19 protein-coding genes are annotated in these 23,452 nt (G+C 43.2%); 4 read left to right on the forward strand and 15 right to left on the reverse strand.

What is annotated here, in order from left to right; genetic code table 11:
* Window positions 1-10: 10 nt before the first annotated feature.
* Entirely contained in the window at window positions 11-1,414 is a 1,404-nt protein-coding gene (gene uxaC, locus H70737_RS15400) for a glucuronate isomerase (RefSeq protein ID WP_042188542.1), read from the reverse strand.
* A gap of 206 nt (window positions 1,415-1,620) precedes the next feature.
* On the opposite strand from uxaC, the gene H70737_RS15405 reads away from it, so the two are divergent.
* Window positions 1,621-2,796 (forward strand): ROK family transcriptional regulator, encoded by a 1,176-nt coding sequence (locus H70737_RS15405; protein WP_042188544.1) that lies wholly within the window; start codon window positions 1,621-1,623, stop codon window positions 2,794-2,796.
* A gap of 268 nt (window positions 2,797-3,064) precedes the next feature.
* Here H70737_RS15405 and H70737_RS15410 read toward each other — a convergent pair whose 3' ends face one another.
* Complete coding sequence (locus H70737_RS15410) at window positions 3,065-3,487, reverse strand: NUDIX hydrolase (RefSeq protein ID WP_042188546.1); 423 nt, start codon at window positions 3,485-3,487, stop codon at window positions 3,065-3,067.
* A 328-nt stretch (window positions 3,488-3,815) separates the two neighbouring features.
* Window positions 3,816-5,114 carry an alpha-glucosidase/alpha-galactosidase gene (locus H70737_RS15415; RefSeq protein WP_042188548.1) on the reverse strand — a complete coding sequence of 433 codons (1,299 nt, stop codon included), beginning with the start codon at window positions 5,112-5,114 and terminating at the stop codon, window positions 3,816-3,818.
* A gap of 254 nt (window positions 5,115-5,368) precedes the next feature.
* Here H70737_RS15415 and H70737_RS15420 point away from each other — a divergent pair, with 254 nt between their 5' ends.
* Window positions 5,369-6,232: an AraC family transcriptional regulator gene (locus H70737_RS15420; protein WP_042188550.1), complete on the forward strand. Its 864-nt coding sequence runs from the start codon at window positions 5,369-5,371 to the stop codon at window positions 6,230-6,232.
* 11 nt (window positions 6,233-6,243) lie between these two features.
* Here the strand turns inward: H70737_RS15420 and H70737_RS15425 are convergent, their stop codons facing one another.
* Window positions 6,244-6,768 carry a GrpB family protein gene (locus H70737_RS15425; protein WP_042188552.1) on the reverse strand — a complete coding sequence of 175 codons (525 nt, stop codon included), beginning with the start codon at window positions 6,766-6,768 and terminating at the stop codon, window positions 6,244-6,246.
* Window positions 6,765-7,988 carry an MFS transporter gene (locus tag H70737_RS15430; protein ID WP_042188554.1) on the reverse strand — a complete coding sequence of 408 codons (1,224 nt, stop codon included), beginning with the start codon at window positions 7,986-7,988 and terminating at the stop codon, window positions 6,765-6,767. The genes H70737_RS15425 and H70737_RS15430 overlap by 4 nt, the downstream gene beginning before the upstream one ends.
* Window positions 7,989-8,163: 175 nt before the next feature.
* Between H70737_RS15430 and H70737_RS15435 the strand changes: the two genes are divergently transcribed.
* Window positions 8,164-8,943: a GNAT family N-acetyltransferase gene (locus H70737_RS15435; RefSeq protein ID WP_042188556.1), complete on the forward strand. Its 780-nt coding sequence runs from the start codon at window positions 8,164-8,166 to the stop codon at window positions 8,941-8,943.
* Between the two features lie 24 nt (window positions 8,944-8,967).
* Entirely contained in the window at window positions 8,968-9,285 is a 318-nt protein-coding gene (locus H70737_RS15440) for a DUF4190 domain-containing protein (protein WP_042188558.1), read from the forward strand.
* Between the two features lie 76 nt (window positions 9,286-9,361).
* Here H70737_RS15440 and H70737_RS15445 read toward each other — a convergent pair whose 3' ends face one another.
* From H70737_RS15445 to H70737_RS15490, 10 genes are all read right to left on the reverse strand, one after another.
* The gene (locus tag H70737_RS15445) at window positions 9,362-10,546 is read right to left on the reverse strand and encodes a response regulator (protein ID WP_042188560.1); all 1,185 of its coding nucleotides are present in this window, start codon (window positions 10,544-10,546) and stop codon (window positions 9,362-9,364) included.
* The gene (locus tag H70737_RS15450) at window positions 10,527-12,308 is read right to left on the reverse strand and encodes a cache domain-containing sensor histidine kinase (RefSeq protein ID WP_052404306.1); all 1,782 of its coding nucleotides are present in this window, start codon (window positions 12,306-12,308) and stop codon (window positions 10,527-10,529) included. The genes H70737_RS15445 and H70737_RS15450 overlap by 20 nt, the downstream gene beginning before the upstream one ends.
* 77 nt (window positions 12,309-12,385) lie before the next feature.
* On the reverse strand, window positions 12,386-13,210 hold the full coding sequence (locus tag H70737_RS15455) for a carbohydrate ABC transporter permease (protein WP_042188564.1): 825 nt from the start codon (window positions 13,208-13,210) through the stop codon (window positions 12,386-12,388).
* Window positions 13,211-13,227: 17 nt separating this feature from the next.
* Window positions 13,228-14,121 carry a carbohydrate ABC transporter permease gene (locus H70737_RS15460; protein ID WP_042188566.1) on the reverse strand — a complete coding sequence of 298 codons (894 nt, stop codon included), beginning with the start codon at window positions 14,119-14,121 and terminating at the stop codon, window positions 13,228-13,230.
* Between the two features lie 76 nt (window positions 14,122-14,197).
* Window positions 14,198-15,571, reverse strand: coding sequence for a sugar ABC transporter substrate-binding protein (locus tag H70737_RS15465; protein ID WP_042188568.1), 1,374 nt, complete (start codon window positions 15,569-15,571; stop codon window positions 14,198-14,200).
* A gap of 190 nt (window positions 15,572-15,761) precedes the next feature.
* Window positions 15,762-16,952, reverse strand: a complete 1,191-nt coding sequence (locus H70737_RS15470) for a Ger(x)C family spore germination protein (RefSeq protein WP_042188570.1) — start codon at window positions 16,950-16,952, stop codon at window positions 15,762-15,764.
* A complete protein-coding gene (locus H70737_RS15475; protein WP_042188572.1) occupies window positions 16,945-18,048 on the reverse strand; it encodes a GerAB/ArcD/ProY family transporter in 1,104 nt (367 codons plus the stop codon). Before H70737_RS15475 ends, H70737_RS15470 begins: the two co-directional genes overlap by 8 nt.
* 37 nt (window positions 18,049-18,085) lie before the next feature.
* Entirely contained in the window at window positions 18,086-19,756 is a 1,671-nt protein-coding gene (locus tag H70737_RS15480) for a spore germination protein (RefSeq protein WP_042188574.1), read from the reverse strand.
* A 178-nt stretch (window positions 19,757-19,934) separates the two neighbouring features.
* A complete protein-coding gene (locus tag H70737_RS15485) occupies window positions 19,935-22,133 on the reverse strand; it encodes a DEAD/DEAH box helicase (protein ID WP_042188575.1) in 2,199 nt (732 codons plus the stop codon).
* Entirely contained in the window at window positions 22,130-23,449 is a 1,320-nt protein-coding gene (locus tag H70737_RS15490; RefSeq protein WP_042188577.1) for an ATP-binding protein, read from the reverse strand. The genes H70737_RS15485 and H70737_RS15490 overlap by 4 nt, the downstream gene beginning before the upstream one ends.
* Window positions 23,450-23,452 lie beyond the last annotated feature (3 nt).

Below are 23,452 nucleotides of genomic sequence, written 5' to 3' on the forward strand. Positions count from 1 at the left end.
TATTAACAATTTATCTTTGCAAGAAAAACTTATCCGCATTATGATAGCCGATGTTTCGAATCATCTGTTCCAGAAAATCCATATCATTAGGAATTAGACCTTGTTCCACCCAGTTTCCAACAATCTTACATAAAATACGCCGGAAATATTCATGACGAGCATAAGACAAAAAGCTTCGAGAATCGGTAAGCATTCCAATAAAATGGCTAATCAAACCAACGTTCGCTAAATCCTTCATTTGTTTTTCCATGCCATCAATATGGTCATTGAACCACCATCCGGAGCCAAACTGTACTTTGCCTGGGATACCCTCTTCATAGTAATTCCCCATCATCCCCGCAAGCACTGCATTATCCTTAGGATTGAGGTTAAATAGAACCGTTCTCGGCAGAGAGTCCTCTTGATCAAGAGCATCCAAGAATCTGGACAATCCTTGTGCAAAATTAGTTTCACCCACTGAATCAAAACCTGTGTCAGAGCCAATAAGCTTTTTCATTTTTGTATTATTATTGCGGATAGCGCCCATATGCAGCTGCATCACCCACTGTTTCTCCGCGTACATTTTTCCTAATGCTTTGAGCAGATAAGAACGATAATCCGTGATCTCAGCTTCGCTAAGCGTCTCTTTATTCAATCTTTTGTTAAAAATAGCAGTAACCACTTCCTCGGAAACCTCCGAATAATCCAGCTTCTGAATATCATGGTCCGATGCGCGTCCGCCATGCTCATGGAAATAATTCACTCTTTGCTTCAAAGCATCCAGAAAATCCTCCAAAGAATCAATCGAACTTCCAGTGATGTTTTTCAATTGATCTAACCAGGATAAAAAGGAAGCGGATTCAATATTTAGAGCGCCATCCGGTCGAAACGTCGGTGCGATAAGCGTCTCAAAAGTTTCATCTTGATTTAAGAGATCGTGATATTCAAGTGTGGATAGCGGATCATCTGTCGTTCCAATAAATTTCACATTTGATTTTGCAATAAAACCTCTAGGTCTGTGCGTTGGCAGAAGCAGCTTCTCATTACATTCCGTCCAAATTTCATGTGCTGTTGATGGACTAAGAATTTTCTCTATCCCGAAGAACATCTTCAATTCCAGGTGTGTCCAATGATATAGAGGATTTCCTATTAAATGTGGAACCGTCTCAGCCCAAGCCTTAAACTTCTCCCAGTCATCTGCATCTCCAGTGATAAACTTTTCGCTTATACCATTCATTCGCATGGTGCGCCATTTGTAATGATCCCCCCCAAGCCAGAGTTGAGTAATATTAGCATACGGCTTGTTTTCCCAAATTTCTTGGGGATTCAGATGACAGTGAAAGTCAAAAATAGGCAATTGATTCGCACCATTTTCGAACAGTCGTATAGCTGTATCTGAATTTAACAGAAAGTGATGATCCAGAAAACTTTTCATACATGATCTCCTTCCAAATTCATATTCAGGTAACTCTATTACGGGTTTAAATTATCCTTACAGTTAATTTGTTTAATAAACAAATTAACTGTAAGGATAATTTATCAATTCCCTTTCGTTTTGTCAAATGTATGTTACAGCAGTATAATAACTCTTGATAGGAAGAAAAAGAGCATCAGAATCACTGCTCAAATTGGAGGATAATAATGATTACCGGTGATGCTTCATACATAAAGAAGATTAATCGTTCTTTGATAATCAGAGAAATTGTTAAGAAAGGAATGATCTCCCGGGCAGATCTATCCAAAGCTGTAGCACTAACAAGAGCAACTATCTCTGTTCAAGTAGCTGATCTGTTAGAAGATGAATTGGTTGTAGAAACACAGCTTGAACATAATGCTGTTGGACGCAAGCCAATTATGCTCTCTTTAAATGCTGACGCGGGTTATGCCCTCGGTATTGATCTAGATTATGGGCAAATATCCTTTGCGCTTACAGATCTTCTAGGACGCCCTGTATTTTCTAACATCGTTAAGCTTGAAACCACTGACTATTCCGAGATTCTTGCACTGCTAATCAAACATATCATCACATACAAAAAAAATTACACAAATAGTCGATATGGCATTATTGGTATTGTGATCGCCATTCACGGCCTCGTCTCGAATCAAGAGGTGATTCATTATGTGCCTCGTTTGGGATGGAATGATGTAAATCTGAAAGCAGATCTAGAAAACGCACTTAACCTTGAAATTCATCTTGAGAATAACTCGAATCTCAGTTCTTTTGCCGAAAGAGTCTATGTCCATCATGATACGGATAATCTTTTATCAGCTACATTTCATTCAGGTATAGGCTTAGGAATGATTATTAACAACAAATTCTTTCGTGGACATGACGGGTTTGCAGGAGAAATTGGGCATATGATTGTGGTGCCGGGCGGAAGACCGTGTAAATGCGGAAATAAAGGGTGCTGGGAGAAATATGCCTCTGAATCTAATATTATGGAGGTTTTGTCCGAAAGAAAGAAAACCCCTAATATTACCTATGAACAAATTCAGGAGTGGATTGACCAAGGTGATGCGGAAGTCACTGAGATCATGGATGAATTTATCTACTATCTCTCCATTGGCTTAAATAATATGATCAATATTTATAATCCAGACGTTATCGTAATAGATAGTGAATTGTTACGGATCTATCCAGACTCTATTTATAAAATCAAACAAAATTTGAATTCACAAATTAGCCATTACCGTGAATTGTTAATCTCTACGCTTGGCAAAAACTCATCCATTCTAGGAGCTTGCGCTCTGGCCATTCAGTATTTCCTAGATGTACCTGTGCTAAATCTGCCAAACGCAATGGAAGCTTCAGAGTAAATTGCAGCATACTAATTTCTCTGAAGACTATACATCTATGGAGTGAATGGTAAATACGGTGAATATTTGGACTTCCGGCCGCTGTTGTCTCCAGATTTCTTGAATTATACCGCTGTGAGCGGATGAAATCCGGAGACAAAGGCGATCGCTATCGCGCCTACAGTTCCAAATCCCCCCTTCGCTACGCTCTCCTTTAATGTTTTTTAAATTCAAATAATGCAAGCCTTTTCGTAGAAGATCACTTAATTAAAGAAGCCTAAATCAGTTTTCAGCTTCTTGTTAGAGCTACTCTTCTTATACTCTCTTTTGTCCAAGGAGGAGCTTGAGGATGATTCATTATTTCCTCGTAGGTCATCCAATGTACGGCTTCAACCTCATCAGGACTCTTGTTATATGCTGTACCACTGTCATATTCGCATAGGAAGACCATATTTATAACGTTGCATCCAGCATCTGTCACAAAGGAGGAACTGAATACAAAAGTAACAGCATCTTTTATCTCGATGCCAACTTCCTCATAAAGTTCTCGTTTTACAGTCCGTTCTATGATATCGACTGTGCTTCCTTCAACGTCTACTTTCCCTCCTACAAGAGACAGAGTACCACCTGCATGTTCTTCTTTGATACTTCGTGTAATAACAAGCCATTTGTCATCCCTACAGATTGCACTTTCTACGTTTACTATGAACACGCTTTCTTACTCCCTTCTAATTGAGCAACTAATTAACTATTCCACTCGTTTAAATTATTGGACTACCCTTTTGTATTCGACACCCGCTAGCTTCAACCCTCCGCTGATCCTTATGGACCCAAATAACACTATAAGTACAATTATCGTCATTTGAGCATGGCTTCAAGGGTTAACTGGGTCCAATTGCGAGTGGTTTCGTTCGCGGAGCGTCCATCGAAGCGCAAAGGTTGATCATGCTCACAAAAAGAAAAACTGTCCCAAGCAGCCATTTCGTGGCTTTTTGGGACAATTCCATATTTATATATCTGCCATTTAGGTTTAGACCGAATTATTTATACGCGGGCAACCAATCTCCATGGGCTGTGATCAGCTCATCACACATATTCGTAATGTCATCCATCGACAGTTCGGCGGCAGTGTGCGGATCGAGCATAGCTGCGTGATAAATATGCTCTCTCTTATGAGTAATCGCTGCTTCGATTGTTAACAATTGTGTATTAATGTTCGTACGATTCAGTGCGGCACACTGCGGAGGCAGATCTCCAACAAAGGTTGGAGTGACGCCACTACGGTCTACAAGGCACGGAACTTCAACACATGCTTCTTTCGGAAGATTGGTGATAAGACCTGTATTCATAACATTACCACCAATTTTGAAAGGTACATTCGTTTCGATGGCTTCCATAATGTAGGACGCATATTCATGCGAACGTTCATGTACAAGCTCTTTGTTATTTACTAATTCTTCACGCATCTTCTGCCACCGTTCAATTTGTTCTACACAGCGGCGTGGGTACTCGTCGAGTGGAATTTGAAAGCGTTCGATGAGCTCAGGATAATTACGTTTGATAAAATAAGGATGATATTCTGCGTTATGTTCTGAAGACTCCGTAATGTAGTATCCAAATTTAAGCATCATTTCATAACGAACCATGTCCCCGTGATGTTCTTTCTGCTTCTCAGCAGCGCGGCGTTTGATTTCTGGATATAAGTCCTCTCCGTCCTTCGTAACCTCGAGTAGCCAAGCCATATGGTTAATACCGGCAATCTTAGCCTGTACACCTGTCTGATCCATTCCCAGATGCTCGAATAAGCCTGGAATACAATGCTGTACGCTATGACATAATCCAACGGTCTTCACATCACCATAAGTGTTCATCACATTCGTCAATACGGCCATTGGATTCGTATAGTTCATAAAGAGCGCATCTGGACAAACCTCTCTCACATCTGCAGCAAAATCAAGCATGACAGGAATCGTACGTAAGTTGCGGAAAATGCCACCGATACCAACCGTGTCCGCAATCGTTTGACGCAAACCATATTTCTTCGGAATTTCAAAGTCTGTAATGGTACAAGGATCATAACCCCCGACCTGAATCGCATTAATCACATATTTAGCTCCACGTAAAGCTTCCTTACGATCCGTATAGGATTTCACGATACAAGTACTGCCACTACTTGCTTTTATATTACTCAGCATATTCTCGGAATCTTTTAGGCGCTGAAGATCAATATCATATAGGGCAAGCTCAAAGCCTTGAAGGGCTGGAGTTCTCATGCAATCTCCTAAAACGTTCTTTGCAAATACAGTACTACCCGCTCCGATAAATGTAATTTTGGACATGTGAAATATTCCTCCTTAAATAGTGAGTTCTACGGTCACGACATCGCTAACGACTCAGAAAACCTCGATGAATTTTCCTTATAAACACTAGAATGTCAGAGGGTATCCGTCTCTCTCTTCACTATTCACTATAAATGAGAGCGGTCTCAATGAGTATGGATAAATACAATTCATATATGGATATTTGTTGCATTTAAGTGGCCTGTCCTATAATCTAAATGTAATTCAAATCACGTATAGGAGGTCATAAGCAAATGGCTTCAGAGCATTATCATTTCACAGCAGGGTTTAATCTTGCTCCTGATGAAATCGACCTAACTGTATTGTTCAGCGGAGAAGGTAAACCGGTCCCGGGACATAAGATGGGGCCTTCTGTTCACGATTACTACCTTATACATACCGTAATGGATGGAAAGGGTGTGTTTCAGAGTGGAAGTAACTCTCATATATGTGGTACGGGAGATACCTTTGTCATTTTCCCAGGGGCATTATTCAGCTATCAGGCAGACATGGAACAGCCTTGGACTTATGCATGGGTAGCCTTGCAAGGAGAAGCCGTTCAGCAGCTATTTAAAGAAGTGGGGATTACACCGGACAAGCCGTTAATACACTTAGATAACCTTATAGAGATACATAACTTGTATGAACATATTCGTTTTTCCTTTCAGCAATCTGCTTATCCAAGGTTGGAAAGTTTGGAGGCTTCTGGGTGGCTGCGCCTTCTGGTGCACAAATTCGGCCTTGCGAACATAGGTTCACTCACCCCTAAATCCGCACAATTACCGGATGTTATCGACCGCCAGATCAATCAAGCGATCCGCTGGATCTCTCTCCAATTTCATCAACAGATCAGTATCGACCACATGGCATCCTCTCTTGGTTATCATAGGGCACACCTCTCTAAGGCCTTTAAGCAAAAGATCGGAATGTCACCCAAGCAATATTTGTTAAAGGTTCGCATGGATAAAGCAAAGGAACTGCTTGGAGGAACGCTCACCATCGACCAGGTATCCTCTTCGGTCGGTTTCAATGATGCGTTATATTTCTCCAAGCAATTCCGTAAGTGGAGCGGTATGTCCCCCAGTGAATATCGAAGCCATCTTCGATCTGGCACATGATTGCTTATGGGTTATTTCATGGCTTTTGATAAAATCGAGGTGACAAACGCTGTCTTTCCTTCACAGTAAGCATCCATATCGTAACGATGTTGTTCCGCCAAATGCTGTTTGACTTCTGCATATGCTTGGCGCGCTACCGCATTTGAACGGAGATAGTCTCTAAAAGCGATATGCTCCAAATACCCTTTTCCATCCTTAGGGCATACATACAGATGATATTGCATGAATTCGTCCGCTTGACGTCTTTTGAAGGCTTCCCTGCCCTCGATTCCCAAGTTCCCTTGATGTTCATAACCATACTGTTGTAAACGTTCTATGATTTTTGGGAGTACATCGTTGCTATCCATTACAAGATCAAGATCTATGATGGGTTTAGCAGCGAGTCCTTCAATGGAAGTACTCCCCACATGCTCTATCGTAATAATGAGGTCGCCAACATAAGATAACAACTGTTCTTTTATTCTATCGAATTCTAACTTCCACTCTGGATCATAAGGGACAACTTCTACGACTTTCGTCTTCTGAGCGATGCTCATGCACCTCCTGCGATGAATGTCTTCTTCTCAATTCCTCTATAGACTATCCATATACATATAGCGGCCACAATTAGCATTCCACCCATCAGACAGACGCCATTCCAGCCCCAATGCTGCCATGCAAAGCTTCCAAGTGTTGATCCAATAGCTCCACCTGTAAAAGTGCTAACCATAAACACCGTATTTATTCGGCTGCGCGCCGCCGGCTCAAGTGCATAGATCCGTGTTTGGTTACTAACCTGTGACCCTTGTACTCCAAGATCCAGGATAATAACACCGGCAATCAGGCTCCAAATTGTAAATCCAGCTAAACCGAAGAATCCATAAGCAATCAATGTCAGCAATAGTAGTATACCTACTATCTTTTTCGGTGCGATCCTATCAGCTAACCTACCGATAAATGGAGCACCCGCAGCACCTGCTACACCGATCAATCCAAACAAGCCTGTGATAGAGCTACTATAGTGGTAAGGTTCACCTTCTAGAAAGAAAGCCAGTGAAGTCCAGAACACGCTGAAGCCACCAAACATACAAGCACCAATCAATGATGCTTCACGAAGCGTCGAATATCTGCGAATCAAATTCCCCATTGATTTCAGTAGATCTGTATAGGATGAATTATTTTCTGGTTTCGTCTTTGGAATTAGTTGGTATAAGATAAGGGATAACAATAGCATTATAGCTGCGGCAATCCAGTACATGGCTCTCCAGCCGAACATATCTCCTATAATTCCAGATATTGTTCTTGCAAGCAAAATACCAAAAAACAGCCCGCTCATTACTGTTCCAATAACCTTTCCTCTTTCTTCTGGCAAAGCGAGCTCCGCCGAGAGAGGAATGATAACCTGCGGCACGACCGTAGTAATGCCAATAGCAAAGCTGGCGATATACATCCAAATAAGGTTCTGAGCTGTAGCGAAACCAACAAGTGATAGTGATACAGCAATAAGAAGTCCGGATATTAGTGTTCTTCGTTCACGGATGTCGCCCAACGGAACAAAGAATAACATCCCAAGCGCATAACCGATCTGAGTAAGCATCGATACATATCCTACTGCGTTAGAGGATGCATGGAATGTTCGTCCTATATCGGCCAAAAGGGGCTGATTGTAATACATATTTGCGACGCTTAATCCTGATGCAATGGCTAAAATAAGTATGAATTGCTTAGTTAGGCCTCCTCCTACACGAACTGCAGCGGGTGTGATAGATTGTGTCATGAAATTCTGTGCCTCCGATTACGTATGCTGCATAAACAGCAAGCTTTATTTTCCTAATACATTATAGCAGTCACTGTCAAGCTGACGTATTTCTGCGATATAATAATTATCCTAAATACAATGATCTGCATAAGTGCAATTTATATTGAAATATATTGAGCGGGGAGTAAATAACATGCACCAGAATGACCGAATTATAACCAGATTGCGCAAAGAACCGTTAAAGAATGTCAGTTTATTAAAAATGCTAACCTCATTCCATGAAGTCATGGAGTCTCATCTTGTGGAGCAAGGAAATCAATGGGGTGTTTTATTGCTTCTTCCTGCTTCAGCGTACGCATATGATCATAGAGTATATCCTCAAGCGGATTACATCGTATTTATGGATTACAGCAGCCCAGATGTATTTCCGGCTCTGTTTCAATTCCTGCCTCCGCAAGCAAATTTTGTTTTTAAACTGCAAGACCTGAACTATAAAAAGGCATTATCATCACATTTTTCAATGGAGAAAGTCCGGGGGTTCTACTCATACAGTACAGCTGAGGGACAAATCTATCCGAAGGACGAAGATGTTGTTATCAGTCATGTGGTTGACGACAGATTAATTCCGCTGTGGGCCGCTAATCATTACACGAAAGACGAAATAGAAGACTATTTTCAAAACGGGGCTTTTTCCGTGTCAATTTTCCTAGACGACAATCCGGTCAGTACCTGCTTAGCGTTCCGTAATGAAGAAACCATCTGGGAAATCGGCGCTGTACATACTTTAGAATCCTCTCAAAGAAACGGGTATGCGAAAAAGGTGGTCCAAACCGCCATACAAGAAACGTTAGAACGAGGGTTTATTCCACGCTATCATGTGCTTGAAACAAATCAAGCTTCCATTAGACTAGCTGAATCTATTGGACTCGTTCCTTGTGTACAGCTTGAACACTGGATTAACTACAGCCAATAACACGTTTGATAGGAGGTGATATGCATGAGTTATGGGCCAAACGAGAATCAAAACTATTATCCTCCCCCGCCTCCACCAACACCGATGAATGGTAAGTCAATCGCTGGTTTCGTCTTAGGAGTGCTTTCCATAATTGTTCCTTATATCGGATTTTTGTTAGGGATTGTAGCGGTTATTCTGTCTGCCCTATCCCTTAAAGAAATACGGATTCGGTATGAGCAAGGAAGAGGCTTAGCTATTGCGGGTCTGGTATGCGGGATTGTCGGCACTCTACTTTACGCCATATTAATTTTATTTTTTATTATTTTTATATACGCAGCAGCAAGTTACACCCCCTACTGATCCACACAAAAAAAAAGGATCTCTACAGCCAACCTAATGGCTGCAGAGATCCTTTTTCCTTTCCTATGAACAGAATTCAATAGGTTCCATTGTTAAGCTGCTGACGATACTCCGTAGGAGTTACGAGGAACCGCTTGCGGAACATCTGTGTAAAATGTCGCATGTCCTGATATCCAATACGTTCGGCGATTTCTGCCACCTTAAGCTTCGAGTTTACTAGCAGCAGCTTCGCTTGCTCCAATCGTAAGGATGTCACATATTCTTTATAGCCTTGACCCGTCTTCTGTTTAAATAATTGACTGAAGTAGACCGGATTCAGAAATACAACGGAAGCAATCTTTTCCAAAGTAAGGTCTTCGTAATAGTGTTCCTTTACATATTGCAATGCGATGTCGATTGCTTTTTCGCCACTACCTTTCGCTGGCGTTAAATCCAATGCTTGCGAATTCACCGCCTCTCTTAAGCTCGTTACGATCTGAGGGACAGTATTTATATCGTAGCTAAGTCCGGAATGGATCATTTGGAAAGGTGTTCTTAAATATTGCTTCAAATAGGTCCGCCCATCTTCCAGAAAAGATTCTAATTTTGCTTCTTCCCTTAAGGTGATTAATCCCAGCAGACTCTGTCGGTCATAACTGACCACAAACCCGCTCCCGTCCCGCTCTATCAGCTCAGTTAACACATTCTCTACAATAAAATGTTCTATCCGAATGTTTTTATCACCCGCATCCATTTGCAGCAAAATCAAATAGAAATATTGATGGTCTTCTATTAATTGGCTGATGTCTAAATTACCGAGATTAAAACCAGAAGCGAGCCTCTGAAATACACCTTCTCTTAAATATTTCAGACTTGACCTTAATCGGTCTTCATCTTTAATAAGCTTATGATCCTGCTCTATTTCTAGCGATAAGTTACTAATAATCTCAAGTAGCTTGCTTTTGCCGATCGGCTTAAGTAGATAATCTCTCGCTCCAAGACGAACGGCCTCCTGCGCATAGGCGAACTCACTGTGTGCAGAGATGACCACCCATTTGACATAAGGATACCGCCGCTTAGAAATCCTCATGAACTCTAGGCCATTCATACCGGGCATAAGAATATCTGTTAAGACGATATGGATGGACTGTTCCTCCATAATCTTGACAGCTTCTTCTGTCGACGCAGCAACATGTACACAATAATCTGGATAGATACTTCTTATAGTGCGCTTAATGCCTTCTCGGATCACCCGTTCATCATCAGCTATGAGAATGTTCACGACTATGCTCTCCTTCCTGCGGAATCGGCAGCATGATAGCAACCTCGGTTCCTTCTCCAGGTAAGCTTCGAATCACAAGACCATAGGATTCTCCGAACATATGCTGGAGCCGCCGATGCAGATTTTGAAGACCGATCCCCATTTTTCCATTTTCTTTCGTTGTAGGTCGATCCAAGGATTCCACCAGCGCATTCAGCTTCTCTGCATCCATACCTTTGCCATTATCTTGAACGACGATGTTCAGCACTCCAGTTTCTTCAAGTATACTCACCTTCAGAATACCTTGACGATCGAGCGATTCCAAGCCATGTTTTACAGCATTTTCAATGACCGGTTGTACAGTCATCTTGGGAAGGCGAACCTCAAGCCATCGTTCATCTATATTTATCTCAATCCGTAGACGACCTTCCAACCGGATAGAAATAATATTTAGATAGTGCCCGATTTGTTCCAGTTCTTCTCTTAGCGTGACTTCTACATCAACTTCCCAATGACTGCTGTACCGGAACATCGAAGATAGCGAGAGAACAAGTTCACCTAGTTGCTCATTCCCTTCCTCATCCAGCATCCAATAAATCATATCCAGAGTATTGTATAGAAAATGTGGGTTCACTTGAGATTGCAAGGCATGAAGCTCAGCATTCTTCTCACTAACGGAAGATAGTTTTACCCGCTCGATTAGTTCTTCGATTCGGCTAACCATCCGATTAAACGAAGCAACAAGAATATTAATCTCTTGATAAGAAGAAACATTCACCATTCCCCGAAAATTACCGATCTCCACCTGCTTCATCTCTCGAATCACCTTTTTAAGCGGCAAAGAAATCGTTCGTGAAACAATAGAAGCTATAAAAGTAGAGACGAGAACAAGAATCGAAAATACAATGAAAAGATACCGTTTCATCTCTACCAGCTCTACATTTAAATCGCGATTAGGTGTGATACTAAGCACCCACCAACCTGAGAAGGACAGTTTAGAAGCGACAAGCAGACGATTGGCTGTCTGTTCAACCACAACATTCTGGGAGTTCTGCAAAGACGGGAGCTGAGTTAAATCTGGTTCCTGATCTTCGGCAGAGGATACGAATCGTCCATCCTGCGACATTAAATACACCTGGCTATGCTCACCCAGCTTCACATTATCCAACGCATCCAGAACAGGCTTCGGATTCGTCTCGTACAGAACAATGCCAATCGGTTTGTGTTCATTGAGATCGTAAATCTGACGGCCGAACGCAAACACAGGGCTATCCTCCACTTGATCGATAAGAGAATGTTCATAGACGCCGAGCCAGACCATTTTACCGGAGGAAGCTTGCAGCTGATGGTACCAATCTTCCTTCATATATTCGGGATCAACCACATTCATATAGTTTCCGTAATTATAGATCTTACCTTTATCTGTAATGACATGAATACCTACGAGATCATCCCGAGAATAAAATATAGCTCCCAAAATATTGGTAATTGTCTGTTCATTGATGTAAGCTACCGCGGGCTCTGTGCTTGTCTCATTAATCAAACGTATCAATTCAAAGTTATTACTGAGTGATTTAGAGAGACTATCATACCCTTTGTACAGTAAGCTGAATAGATCCGCTGTCTGAGCGACATTCTTCTGCGACAAATCACTTATTTTCTCATGAAACTGTACGGTTGTCCGGTTGTAATAGAGCAGACTCACAATTAATAGAATGCTAGACATGCAAAAAAGAAACAGCAAAAACAATCGATGGTGGATGGAATGAAAGCTGTTTCTCAAAAAGGCTTCCCTCCTCAAACTCATCTGTCCTGCTGCTTCTTCATTATAATTCCATTATTGTAATTTGCAATATAGATTTATCCTTTTACTGCGCCCGCCACCATTCCTTTTGTAATCTGATTGGATAAGAAGAAATAGATTAAAATGACGGGTAACGCACCCATCACTAGAAATGCACCGATATTCCCATAGTTTACAGAATACTGACTAACGAATGTGTACACACCAAAGGGCAAGGTCTTCAATTTCTCGGAGGAAATGAAGGTGGCCGCTAAGATATACTCATTCCAAATGTTGATGAACGTTAGAATACATACAGTCATTACAGGTGGGACAGATACCGGAAGAATGATCGTGCGGAAGATCCGATATACGCTCGCCCCATCAATAAAGGCTGATTCTTCAATTTCATGCGGAATGCTCTTCATAAAGCCACTTAATATGAACACCGCTATTGGGGTTGAAAAAGCTACATAAGGCAATATGAGTGATAAGTGTGTATTCAGAATATGCATATTTTTGAAAATGATCATCAGCGGAAGCAAGGTGGCCTGCATGGGGATCATCATCCCCATTAAGAAGATCGTCATGACCAAGTTGCCGTAACGCCAACGGAACCGTGAGATCGCGTAAGCTACCATCGAACTAAGCAGGATGACGAAGATCATTGTTACACCGGTAACCACTACACTGTTAGATAAATACTTTAGATAGCTACCTGACTTATAAGCCTCGCTATAGTTATGCCACTGAAATACTTTAGGAAATGAGAAAAAACTTCCTCCCAAAATCTCTTCGTTGGTCTTCAAGGAATAGAGCATTAGCCATAGCAGAGGATATAGCTGGGTAACGACAGGAATCGCAAAGAGAAGATACACGAGTCCTTTCTTGACATTCCGCATGATCGCGCACTCCTTTGCTAACTGAATTTTTTCTCAAGCTTATTAAAGATAGTATTAATGCTAGCAGTAAACACAAGGCACAGTATGACCAAGAACGAAGCGATAGCACTACCATATCCATATTTAAAGGATAAGAATGAACTGTTGTACATATGTGTAGAAATAACATCTGTAGCATGAGCGGGTCCACCGGCTGTCATGACCATAACGAGATCAAAAGCCTGCAAAGACCCTATAAAGGCAAGTACGATAGATATTTTGAAAATTGGAATAATCAGTGGAAAAGTAATATATCGATCGGCTTTAAATCCATCAGCCCCATCAATCTTTGCCGCTTCATACAGCTCATCCGGAATATTCTGAACACCGGTATATTGAATCAGCAAATGGTAGCCAAAATATTGCCAAAGAGATACTGCATAAAGCGCGAACATCGCAATTTTAGGTTCTGTGATCCAATTGTGAGTCCAGCTATCCAGCCCAAGAGAGATCAGGACGCCATTCAACATCCCGCCCATGGAGACAGGGTCATAGATCGTTTTCCAGAGCTGCCCGATGATAACCACCGACAAAATAACCGGCGTAAAGTAAATAGAAACTAAAGTGTTTCCTTTTCTCACGTACCGATTTAGAAGGATAGCCATCAACAAACAAAATGGAATTTCCACCATGGAAGCCACAGCATAGAGTAACGTTCTCTTTACAGATGGCCAAAATACTGGATCATGAAAAAACATCTCTTTGAAATTAGCAAGTCCAGCAAATGTTTTCGTAGTCGTAATTCCGTCCCATTGCAGCAATCCTGTATAAAAGGATACTAGGATAGGAGCAAACACCAAGCACACATACAAAAGCAGGCAAGGTAACACGAAGACGGCGATTGTGCGCGCTGGAACCTTTAGTACCTTCATTATTTCCGCCCCCTAGAATGTAAACACGATGCGAAGAAGCGTTTAAGCACCCTCGCATCGCGTTTTCTAAACCTTCTTATTTATTAGCTTCAAATGCGGTTTGATGTTCTTTAGCTACTTGAGCGGAATCCACTTTTTGAACAAAAAGATTTTGGATACTGCTTAGATGGACTTGTGCCGTAGCTGGGTTCATGGTGTTGTCAAAGGCCAAGTCGCCACCTTTAACCTGATTGAACAATCCTGAAATGTTGATCGCCAGATCAGAATATCCTGCGCCTTTCAGGTCTCCATCCACTTTTTGACCAATCCCTACAGCATTTTTAAGTTCAAATTGTTTTTTAGGAAGATTCAGTGTAAAGAAATTCAAGAAATCTTTCGTTTCTTGTAAATGCTCACTGTTCGCAGAAATCGCAAAGGCGCTACCTGGTGCGAGCATGAATTCATTTGGATCCCCTTTACCATTAACGCTTGGGAATTGGAAGGCTCCTGCTTTACCAGCGACTGAGGAAGCGTCAATTGCACCTGTTTCCCATGAACCGATAACCCACATAGCGGCTTTACCGGATTTGAAGATATTACCACCTGCATTAGCATCGATGGAAGTTGCTCCATCTGGGAATGCACCTGCTTGCACGAGGTCTTGGAAACGATCTACAGCTTCTACGAAAGCAGGATCTTCAAATGTTTTTTTGCCATCAAGTACATCTTGAAGGAAACCAGGTCCTCCATTGGTGCGAAGCAGGATATTCATGAACAAGAATGAACCCGTCCAGGAATCTTTTTCACCGATCGCGATTGGCGTAATGCCTTTTGCTTTCAAGGTTTTTACATCTTGAAGTAGTTCATCGAATGTTTTAGGAGTGTCTGCGATGCCCGCTTGCTCGAAGAGTTCTTTATTATAGTAGACTACCTCGATGTTATTACCATCTGGCAGCGCATAAACATTACCATCGAAGCTGTAGTAATCAAGTAGACCGGATTGATAAGTGTCTTTCAATCCATTTTGATCCAGCATGTCATTCAGAGGAGCAAACAGCTTTGCATCAACGAAAGGTTTCATTTGTGCAGCCGGGTTAACAATCGTAATATCAGGAATTTCTTTGGAAGCGGCTTGTGTTTTCAATTTAACCTTTTGCTGGTCCGTATTTAAAGTATCCAATTCGATGTGAATGTTAGGGTTTTCTTTTTCATATTGGTCAACTAATTCATGAAGCATCTTATAAGAAGGGGTTGCTGGATCCGGGTAAATATTTTGAAAAGTAATCGTGACCTTCTTACCGCTTTCGGTTTTTGTAGTTCCGGCATCTGGAGCATTCGTAGCTGTATTCCCTTTCGACTCTGTAGCGCCTTTACTCTCGTTGTTGTTTGAATTTCCACACGCTGCCATACTTAAAACCAAAGCTGCTGATAACGCAATTGTTGAAGTTGCCTTCATTTTTTTGCTGACCATTGTTTGACGCCCCCTATTTTCGTTATAGGCTTATTATTGTACTGTTAAGCGCTTTCAACAAGGTGTCAAATTTAAGATATATGGTTTGTTTTTTCTAGAAAAATACAATATATGTCCGAACATAACGAAACACCCGCTAATTCAGGTGCTTCGATTAACAATATTTTCGATATTCTGTCTGAAAATTCGTTCAATCAGATGTTGAACCAAAATCGGTAATCTTAAGCTTTAAATCAAAGGTCACTGGAATCCGAGTAAATTCCTCGTCCCAATGATCCTTAATCTGTTTCCAGACATGCGGCTTTTCAATGCTGTACCAATCACCGAATCCTGCTACCTCCACCTTGTAAGTGGACTGCATCTTATGGATAAGACTATTGATATGTTGGGTTAATTTCTCTTCGAATATCTTCTCTAGTTCTTTGAAGTAACCAACACTCGAGGAATGCTCTTTCACATCCCAATCCTCTATTAGTCGTCCAGTGGACTCAATTGCAACATGAAACGATATCTTCTTATCATCGGTTTCATTCAGTGTAATCTTGCTCTTAACGGATTTAATCTCATAAGTAATCGAGTCATTCGACTGATCATATGCTTTGATGCTCCCGCCTTTTATATCTCCCTTGATCCAGGCAATACTCTCCACATCATGTTGGTCAAGATTGCCGATCCAATGTCCTGTATCTCCCTTGATAATACCGGCTCCGGAAAATTCGACCTCACCGTGTGCCTCCACAACGTTCTGCAACACAAAGCTTTGCTTGGAGTACATCAGCGCATCTAGATTCGACAACGTTATGCCCTTCATAACTTTACTGGTTCTGAAGTTGTTATGGACCATCTCTGCCAGTCGAAAGGAAGGAATCTCCTCCGAGGTCGTCATAAGCGTATCGGACGCGCGACCTTGACTAAGAAATATGAGACAGCTGGGACGGATATCGTTATCTCGCAGTACAAAGTCCATCAACCGTCTGATCTTCTCCTTTTGCACTAGATCCTCTGATATGACTATAACCTTGAGATGGTGGCCTATAATTGGACGGTTCTGGCGAATGGAGAACTGCCGGAATACTTCAAGCAGAGAATCTCCTGTCTCTGAAATATTGTTAAAATGGGTTTTCGGTGTTTCGCCATCTTTGCCGGAGTTCCCGATTGTTCTTTCAGGCACAATTTGTACGGTTGCCGTAACTTTATTATGCTTTTGATAGCTTCCTCCACGTTCCTCGAATTCCCGTTCGAGCGTATTAGGTTCTCCCTTGTCTAGCGCCAAACCCGTATAAACACTAAGGTCTTCAATCTCTTTACTACTCCAACAGCCAGGCTGCGTAAACAGAACCATGAGTACTAATAATATGCGTAAAACTCTCTGCCTAAACATTCTGCTTGAGTCCTTTCTTCCTGATAAGTAATACAATCGACAATAACAGTGGCAACAACATAAAAATCAGCACACCCATATAGCCAATCGAATCACCAAGACTGAAGACATCATTGATGCGTTGAGGGATCATCGTGCAGATGAAGATTACGGGCATTAAGGCGAAAATTACCGGATGGATCTTCAGATTGAACACTTGCGAGATTCCAAGCGCCGCATTAAAGAAAAAGCTGCAAAAATTACAGAACATCTGCATCAGCCAGATGACTAGCAGCGGAAATTCAAATCGTTCAAAAAAGAAACCTGAAATTTCAAAGCTCCGTACCAAATCTATCGTTGGCCAGGTACTGGTGATTACAGAATTGATGGACAGACCGCCAATAACCATCACAACAGTAACCAGATATAGTACCAGCGGGATGCAGAATCCGACCACCATCCCCTTGACTGCTTCCTGCGGTTGCTCCATAAAAGCTGTCATTGTCATTACAACTTCACAACCAGTAAAGATGAGGATACTCGACTTCATGCCATGGATGACTGGCATCAGACCTTCACTCATAAAAGGACGCAAATGCTGGATATCAAAAATCCTGGTGCTTAAGATAAAACAAATGATCAGGATAAAAATACTGATCGGAAACACAATCTGAAACACACGGGCAATGGAATTAATCCCACCATACACCAAATAAGTACCAACCCAGATGAACGGCATCACAATCGCCCAAATTGGTGTCCCTTCCAGAAGAAAGAACAATGTTACTTCCGCCAGTACACGGATTTCGAATCCCGCAATCACAATAAAGTACAGAATCAACAGTGAACTCAGTACACCACCTGGAAGATTCCCAACAATTTTTTTAGAATACTGAAAGACAGTTTTACCCGGAAATTGCTGGCTAAGTTTCACCATAACCAGTATCACTATAAGCACAGCGATCCCACCTAGCACCACAGAAACCCAGGCATCTGGAGTCTTCACACCTTGGACAATATCTCTGGGCAAGGTCAGAATTCCAGCTCCTAGCATTGAATTCGTCAGTACTATGGTAGCCTGCGAGGTTGTGATCTTGTCATCCGTACGTTTGAACACTGTGGTCTCCCCTCTGCTCCTGCTAAGAATACATTCTCTAGGACCTGCGCTTTTTCTTTTGGGTCTTCAGCATCTCCGGTCTTCGCTTCATGATGGATAACGGTGCACGGACGAATAAATCCTTCCAGTCACTTACCCGGAAAGGTGAGATAGGGGTGATGTAAGGAACCCCGAAGCTTGAAAGCCGAGTCAGATGACTGCAAATCAGCAGAAAGAACAGGATGGTTCCGAACATGCCCAGGACTGCCGCAAATAACATGCCTGCGAATCGTAAGATTCGGAGGGTGATGCCGGCACTGTACATCGGTATGGAAAACGAAGAGATCGCTGTCACGGCAACGACAATGACTAGAAAGGGACTTACAATACCAGCCTGTACCGCGGCATCTCCAATGATCAGACCTCCAACAATTCCCATTGCCGGACCTATGGGCTTCGGCAGACGAATTCCAGCTTCACGTAATATTTCAATGGAAATCTCCAGAATCAACACTTCAATTAAAGCAGGAAAGGGTACGCCTTGGCGTGTTTCGATAATGGAAATCGCCAGCTGTGTAGGAATTAGCCCCGGATGAAAGGAAATAAAAGAAATATACAGCGCAGGGGCTAACAGAGCCAGAAATGATGCGCAAAACCGTAGCACCCGTAATAGTGTTCCTGGTAACCAGCGTTCATAGTAATCCTCGGGAGACTGCAAAAGCATACTGAACGTCACTGGAACAATAAGTGCAAACGGTGTGCCATCAAGTAAAATGGCAATTCTCCCCTCTAATAAGGAGGCAATCACACGATCGGGTCTTTCCGTGTTCTGTGTTTGCTGAAACGGACTTAAATAATCATCCTCGATTAACTGCTCCACATAGCCAGATTCCAGAATGAAATCCATATCAATTTTGGAGATCCGGTCCTTCACTTCCTGTAGCAGATCAGGATTTACAATGTTTTTCATATAAGCGATAACCAGATTCTTCTTGATTTCGCTGCCCACTTCAACCTTTTGCATTTCTAGATTCTTATTGAGTCCTTGGCGCCGTAGCATAGAGGTATTCTCGCTGAGCACTTCGGTAAAGCCAATCCGAGGTCCCCGCAGTAACGCTTCCGAGGTCGGCTCATTAATAGCGCGCACTGCTCCATGTGGAAAGCCAACCAGCAGCATCTCACGCATTCCTTCGACAATCAGTGCAGTGTAGCCAAACAGGACAGACTCCTGCAGATAGTCCAAATCTCTGGTTTCATTAAGCTGAACCAGCGGGAGCATATTCTGTTTCATATAGGTGTATATTCCTTCCGAAGCCTGCATTTCACCAGCAAACATCAGATTTTGCAGCACCTGTTGATTGATCAGCTCTTCATCCTGCATTCCCTCTACATAAACCAACACGGCACGTGCCTGAATACTTTTTACTGAGAATTCACGGAAATGCACATCACTGTTATCCCCCAATGCCATTCTTATCGTTGTTAGGTTGGCATCATAGTCTTGAGTAAACGCTGTACACACAGGAGGCTGCTGATTTGCTTCATCGTTGTCTGCCTTCTTTAGTTCCGAATCCTGAGATTTAGCCCCTGATTCCTTGGAACGTCCGCTTCCAACATAAAAATACAAATGCTTGTAAAGATAATAAATCCCTATGGGAAAGAGCAGCGTGATCGCCGCTTGCATGAAAATTGTCCAATCCGGAATATAAGAGACTATTTTAGACCACATCGTAATCATCCTCTAATAGGAATCTTCTAGATACTATTCTCCGCCTGCCCTATTTTTATACAACTTTTGGAATAGAAGGAAAGTATAGATCGGTGCAAGGAGATAAATGTTGTTGTGCATCCAAACATAAAGAGACGCCCGCATAAGCGGGCGTCTCGATAAAAAATATTTAAGATAGTTACTGTGGTTGCCGCCATTGTTTTAGCACTTCAAGTAGCCCCGGAACATCTAATCCATCCAAAGAAAAAGCTTTGCGTAGCAGCTCATGCGGGATGAATTCGTCGTATTTCCCGAGATAAGGAGCTTCATCTGGAGATAATAAGGATAACGGATCTGTGGCAGCCATACTCTCAGCGATGATCTCCGCCTCAAGCGTTTCTGCATCTGTTTTGCCTGCAACCACCATATAATAAGGTTCCATCGGCACGATAGAACGAAGTCCCTGTGAGCTCTTCAAATTGTTTTTAAGAAGGCGCTCCAGTGTGCGGAATTGCCGACTACCCGCCCAAGGCAGAATGAACATTGAATCTCCACCTGCTGGCATAACGGAGCGTTCAAGCATTCCACTCTCCTTCGCTAAACGGCGGGCTCTCTCAAGCCGCGCAGCGGCACTTGGAGCTAGATAGGGATACAGTGCAGTTGCGCCTAAGACTTCACGTATCTTGGTCATAATGCGTGTATGTACATCTCCACCCGCTCCAAGCCACAACGTATCCACTTTACCGCGTGAGGTTTTTACATAAACAGCTTTATGGCGATTATCGACCTCTTCTACCTTCCAGAGCTTCCCTGCCAGAGTAAAACAGTAACCCGGTGGTGGTACTGTTGTGATCGATCCAATTTCCTCTGTTCCATTATAGACAACATGCTCTTCATCGTCTTTAAAGACAGCGTAGAAGCGGAAGTTGTTCACGATTTTCTCCCCTGCCATCCCGATAATCAAGCTGCCTTCATCCATCTTCTCGATTTGTCCCATACCCAGCATATAAGTCATGAAGGTATCGTAGTCCGTAGGATCAATGCTATTGAAGGAAGGTAAACTTAATACTGCTTCCTTTAAATCCTCCGGCTCCGCCTCCCCCATACTCTTCAATATGCTCATCGTCTGATGGTATAACAGCCCGACTGGCAGCTGGCGCACCACCAGTGGTTCAACCCACTTCTCGCGCACATATAGCTCAATAACCGCTATCGCCCGAAGCAGCGTCCAAGGCATCCGTGCCGGAAGCTGCGCTTCCTCATCCTCTTCCTCGGGCGTGACAAAGATCATCTCGGATGCGGCGTCACCGCGCCTGCCCGAGCGGCCGAGTCGCTGCACAAAGCTTGCGCAGCTATAAGGAGCGCCGACCTGGAGCACCCGCTCCAGCTCTCCTAGATCAATGCCCAGCTCCAGCGTCAAAGTCGCTGCCGCAACTGCAGGTCCGGAGCCTTGCCGCAGCGCGGCTTCCGTCTCTTCGCGGAGCATCGCGGAGATGCTGCCATGGTGAACGTGAAAAACATCCCGTTCCCCACGCTTCGCGGCCGTTCTCCGCAGCTCAAGGGTTGCCGTCTCCGCATCCGAGCGGCTATTCGTGAAGATCAACGCTTTCTTAAGATGCGTATGATCGTAAATGAAATCGTAGTAAGACTGCTTCGCGCGTTCTAAATGCTCCGCCTGCACTTCATCCCGTGCATCCGGGAAAGAGAAATGCTCCACACTTAAACGGAGCTTACGCCCGCCCTGTGGAGCGGACACCTCTACGCTCTCCCGCGTACCTGCCGCCAGCCACTCCGTCACCGAAGCATAGTCGCTAAGCGTAGCCGATAGACCGATTCTACGCGGATGACATCCCGCCATTCGTGAGATTCTCGCCAGCTGACTCAGAACCTGAATCCCCCGATCAGCACCCATAAAGGCATGCACCTCGTCAATGACAATGTAACGGAGATCATGGAACAGCGCCGGAATAGCATTCGGGCGGTTCATCAGTAATCCCTCAAGGGATTCAGGGGTAATCTGTAGCACGCCGGAAGGATTCTGCACCAGCTTCGTCTTATCGGCTTGCGGAACATCCCCATGCCAGTGCCATACCGGAATATTGCCTTCACGGAGCAAATCGTTCAGCCGTGTAAATTGATCGTTAATCAATGCTTTCAGAGGAGCGATATACAGAATACCAACCGAACCGGAAGGACGTTCATACAGCTCAGTAAGCGCTGGGAAAAAAGCCGCCTCTGTCTTACCTGAAGCTGTACCCGAAGCAATCAGTAAGTGATGCGGTGTATTAAACAGCACACGACAGGCATCCACCTGTGCCTCACGCAAAGTTTCCCAACGGTTCTTATAGATAAACTCTTTAATAAAGGGAGCCAGCCTATAAAACGGATTATCACTCATAATTCAAACTCCGCGAGGAACCCATCTAACTCATTTTGTTCAGTATCAGCAGGTTTAGAGGTTCGTTCGCCCACTAGCTTCTCGAAAGAGATCTCCGGATGCTGGTGTAAGGTGTGAAGTAGATCCATGAAATCACGCACCACTTCACGCGGAGTCAGGAGCTCGTCTGCCCCTAATCTGCCCACAGCTTCTTCCATAAAATGAACCAATTGTTCCTGTGTTAACCGTGCTTCGTAACCATAATGAAGGGCATGGATATCTCTAAGCTTTTGCAAAAGGATCAAAATTTCTTCATGTGAGAGCATGTCCAGTGCAATAATAGGCCCAGTATAATTGTTCAGACCTGCTGCGCCGTATCTTCCTGCAACTAATCTTGAACGCAGCGCTTCATAACTAAATAATCCACGCCGTCCATCCTCCACAAATTGCGGAGTCCCCCCTATAAAAATTCCTAGGCTTTCTGCCTTGCCCTGCATCGTATCGTTGAACATCGTAAGCAGCTTTTCATAGTTACTCTGACGCGAGATACTGTTCGTGATTTTGTAGAGATTGACGCCTTCGTCTATGAACAGCAGCAGTCCCTTATAACCAATAGCAGAAGTGAATTCCGCCCACAGCTTCATATAATCATACCAATTATCATCATCAATAATCACGCCAACACCAAGTGCTTTTCGTGCTTCCGTTCGAGTAGCGAATTCACCTCTTAGCCAGCGAAGGGAATCCTGCTTCAATTCATCGTCAGCCAGCTTATGGGCATTCCAATAAGAAGCCAGCACCTTAGCAAAATCAAATCCATGCACCAAACCGCGCATTTCGGAGGCTACAGCATAGATTCGTTTCTCTACCTCTTCTCCAAGTTGGGGGTGATCAGGGCCGTATTCATTCTCCTGCATCACAGACTGCTGAAGCGTAATAATCCATTTTTGCAAAATAATCTCCAGAGCGCCTCCATCTGGACGCGTCCGGGTAGACAAATGACTCATCAGCTCTCGATATGTAGCAAGACCTTGTCCTTTCGTTCCCACTAATCTTCGTTCAGGGGATAGATCCGCATCGGCTACTACAAAATCCCGATCCATCGCATAATTACGGATCATCTGCAAAAGAAAGCTTTTGCCGCTACCGAATTTGCCGGTAATCAGCTTAAAAGCAGCTCCACCCTCCGCAATATTATCCATATCTCTCAATATCGCTTCAATCTCTGGCCGGCGGCCAACGGCTATATGCTCTAGTCCGATACGCGGAACCACACCGGTTGTCAGTGAATTGACTAGCGCTGTCGTCATACGTTTGGGTATTTTTAAACCATTCATCCA

It is taken from the genome of Paenibacillus sp. FSL H7-0737 (genome assembly GCF_000758545.1).
GTDB lineage: Bacteria > Bacillota > Bacilli > Paenibacillales > Paenibacillaceae > Paenibacillus_AQ.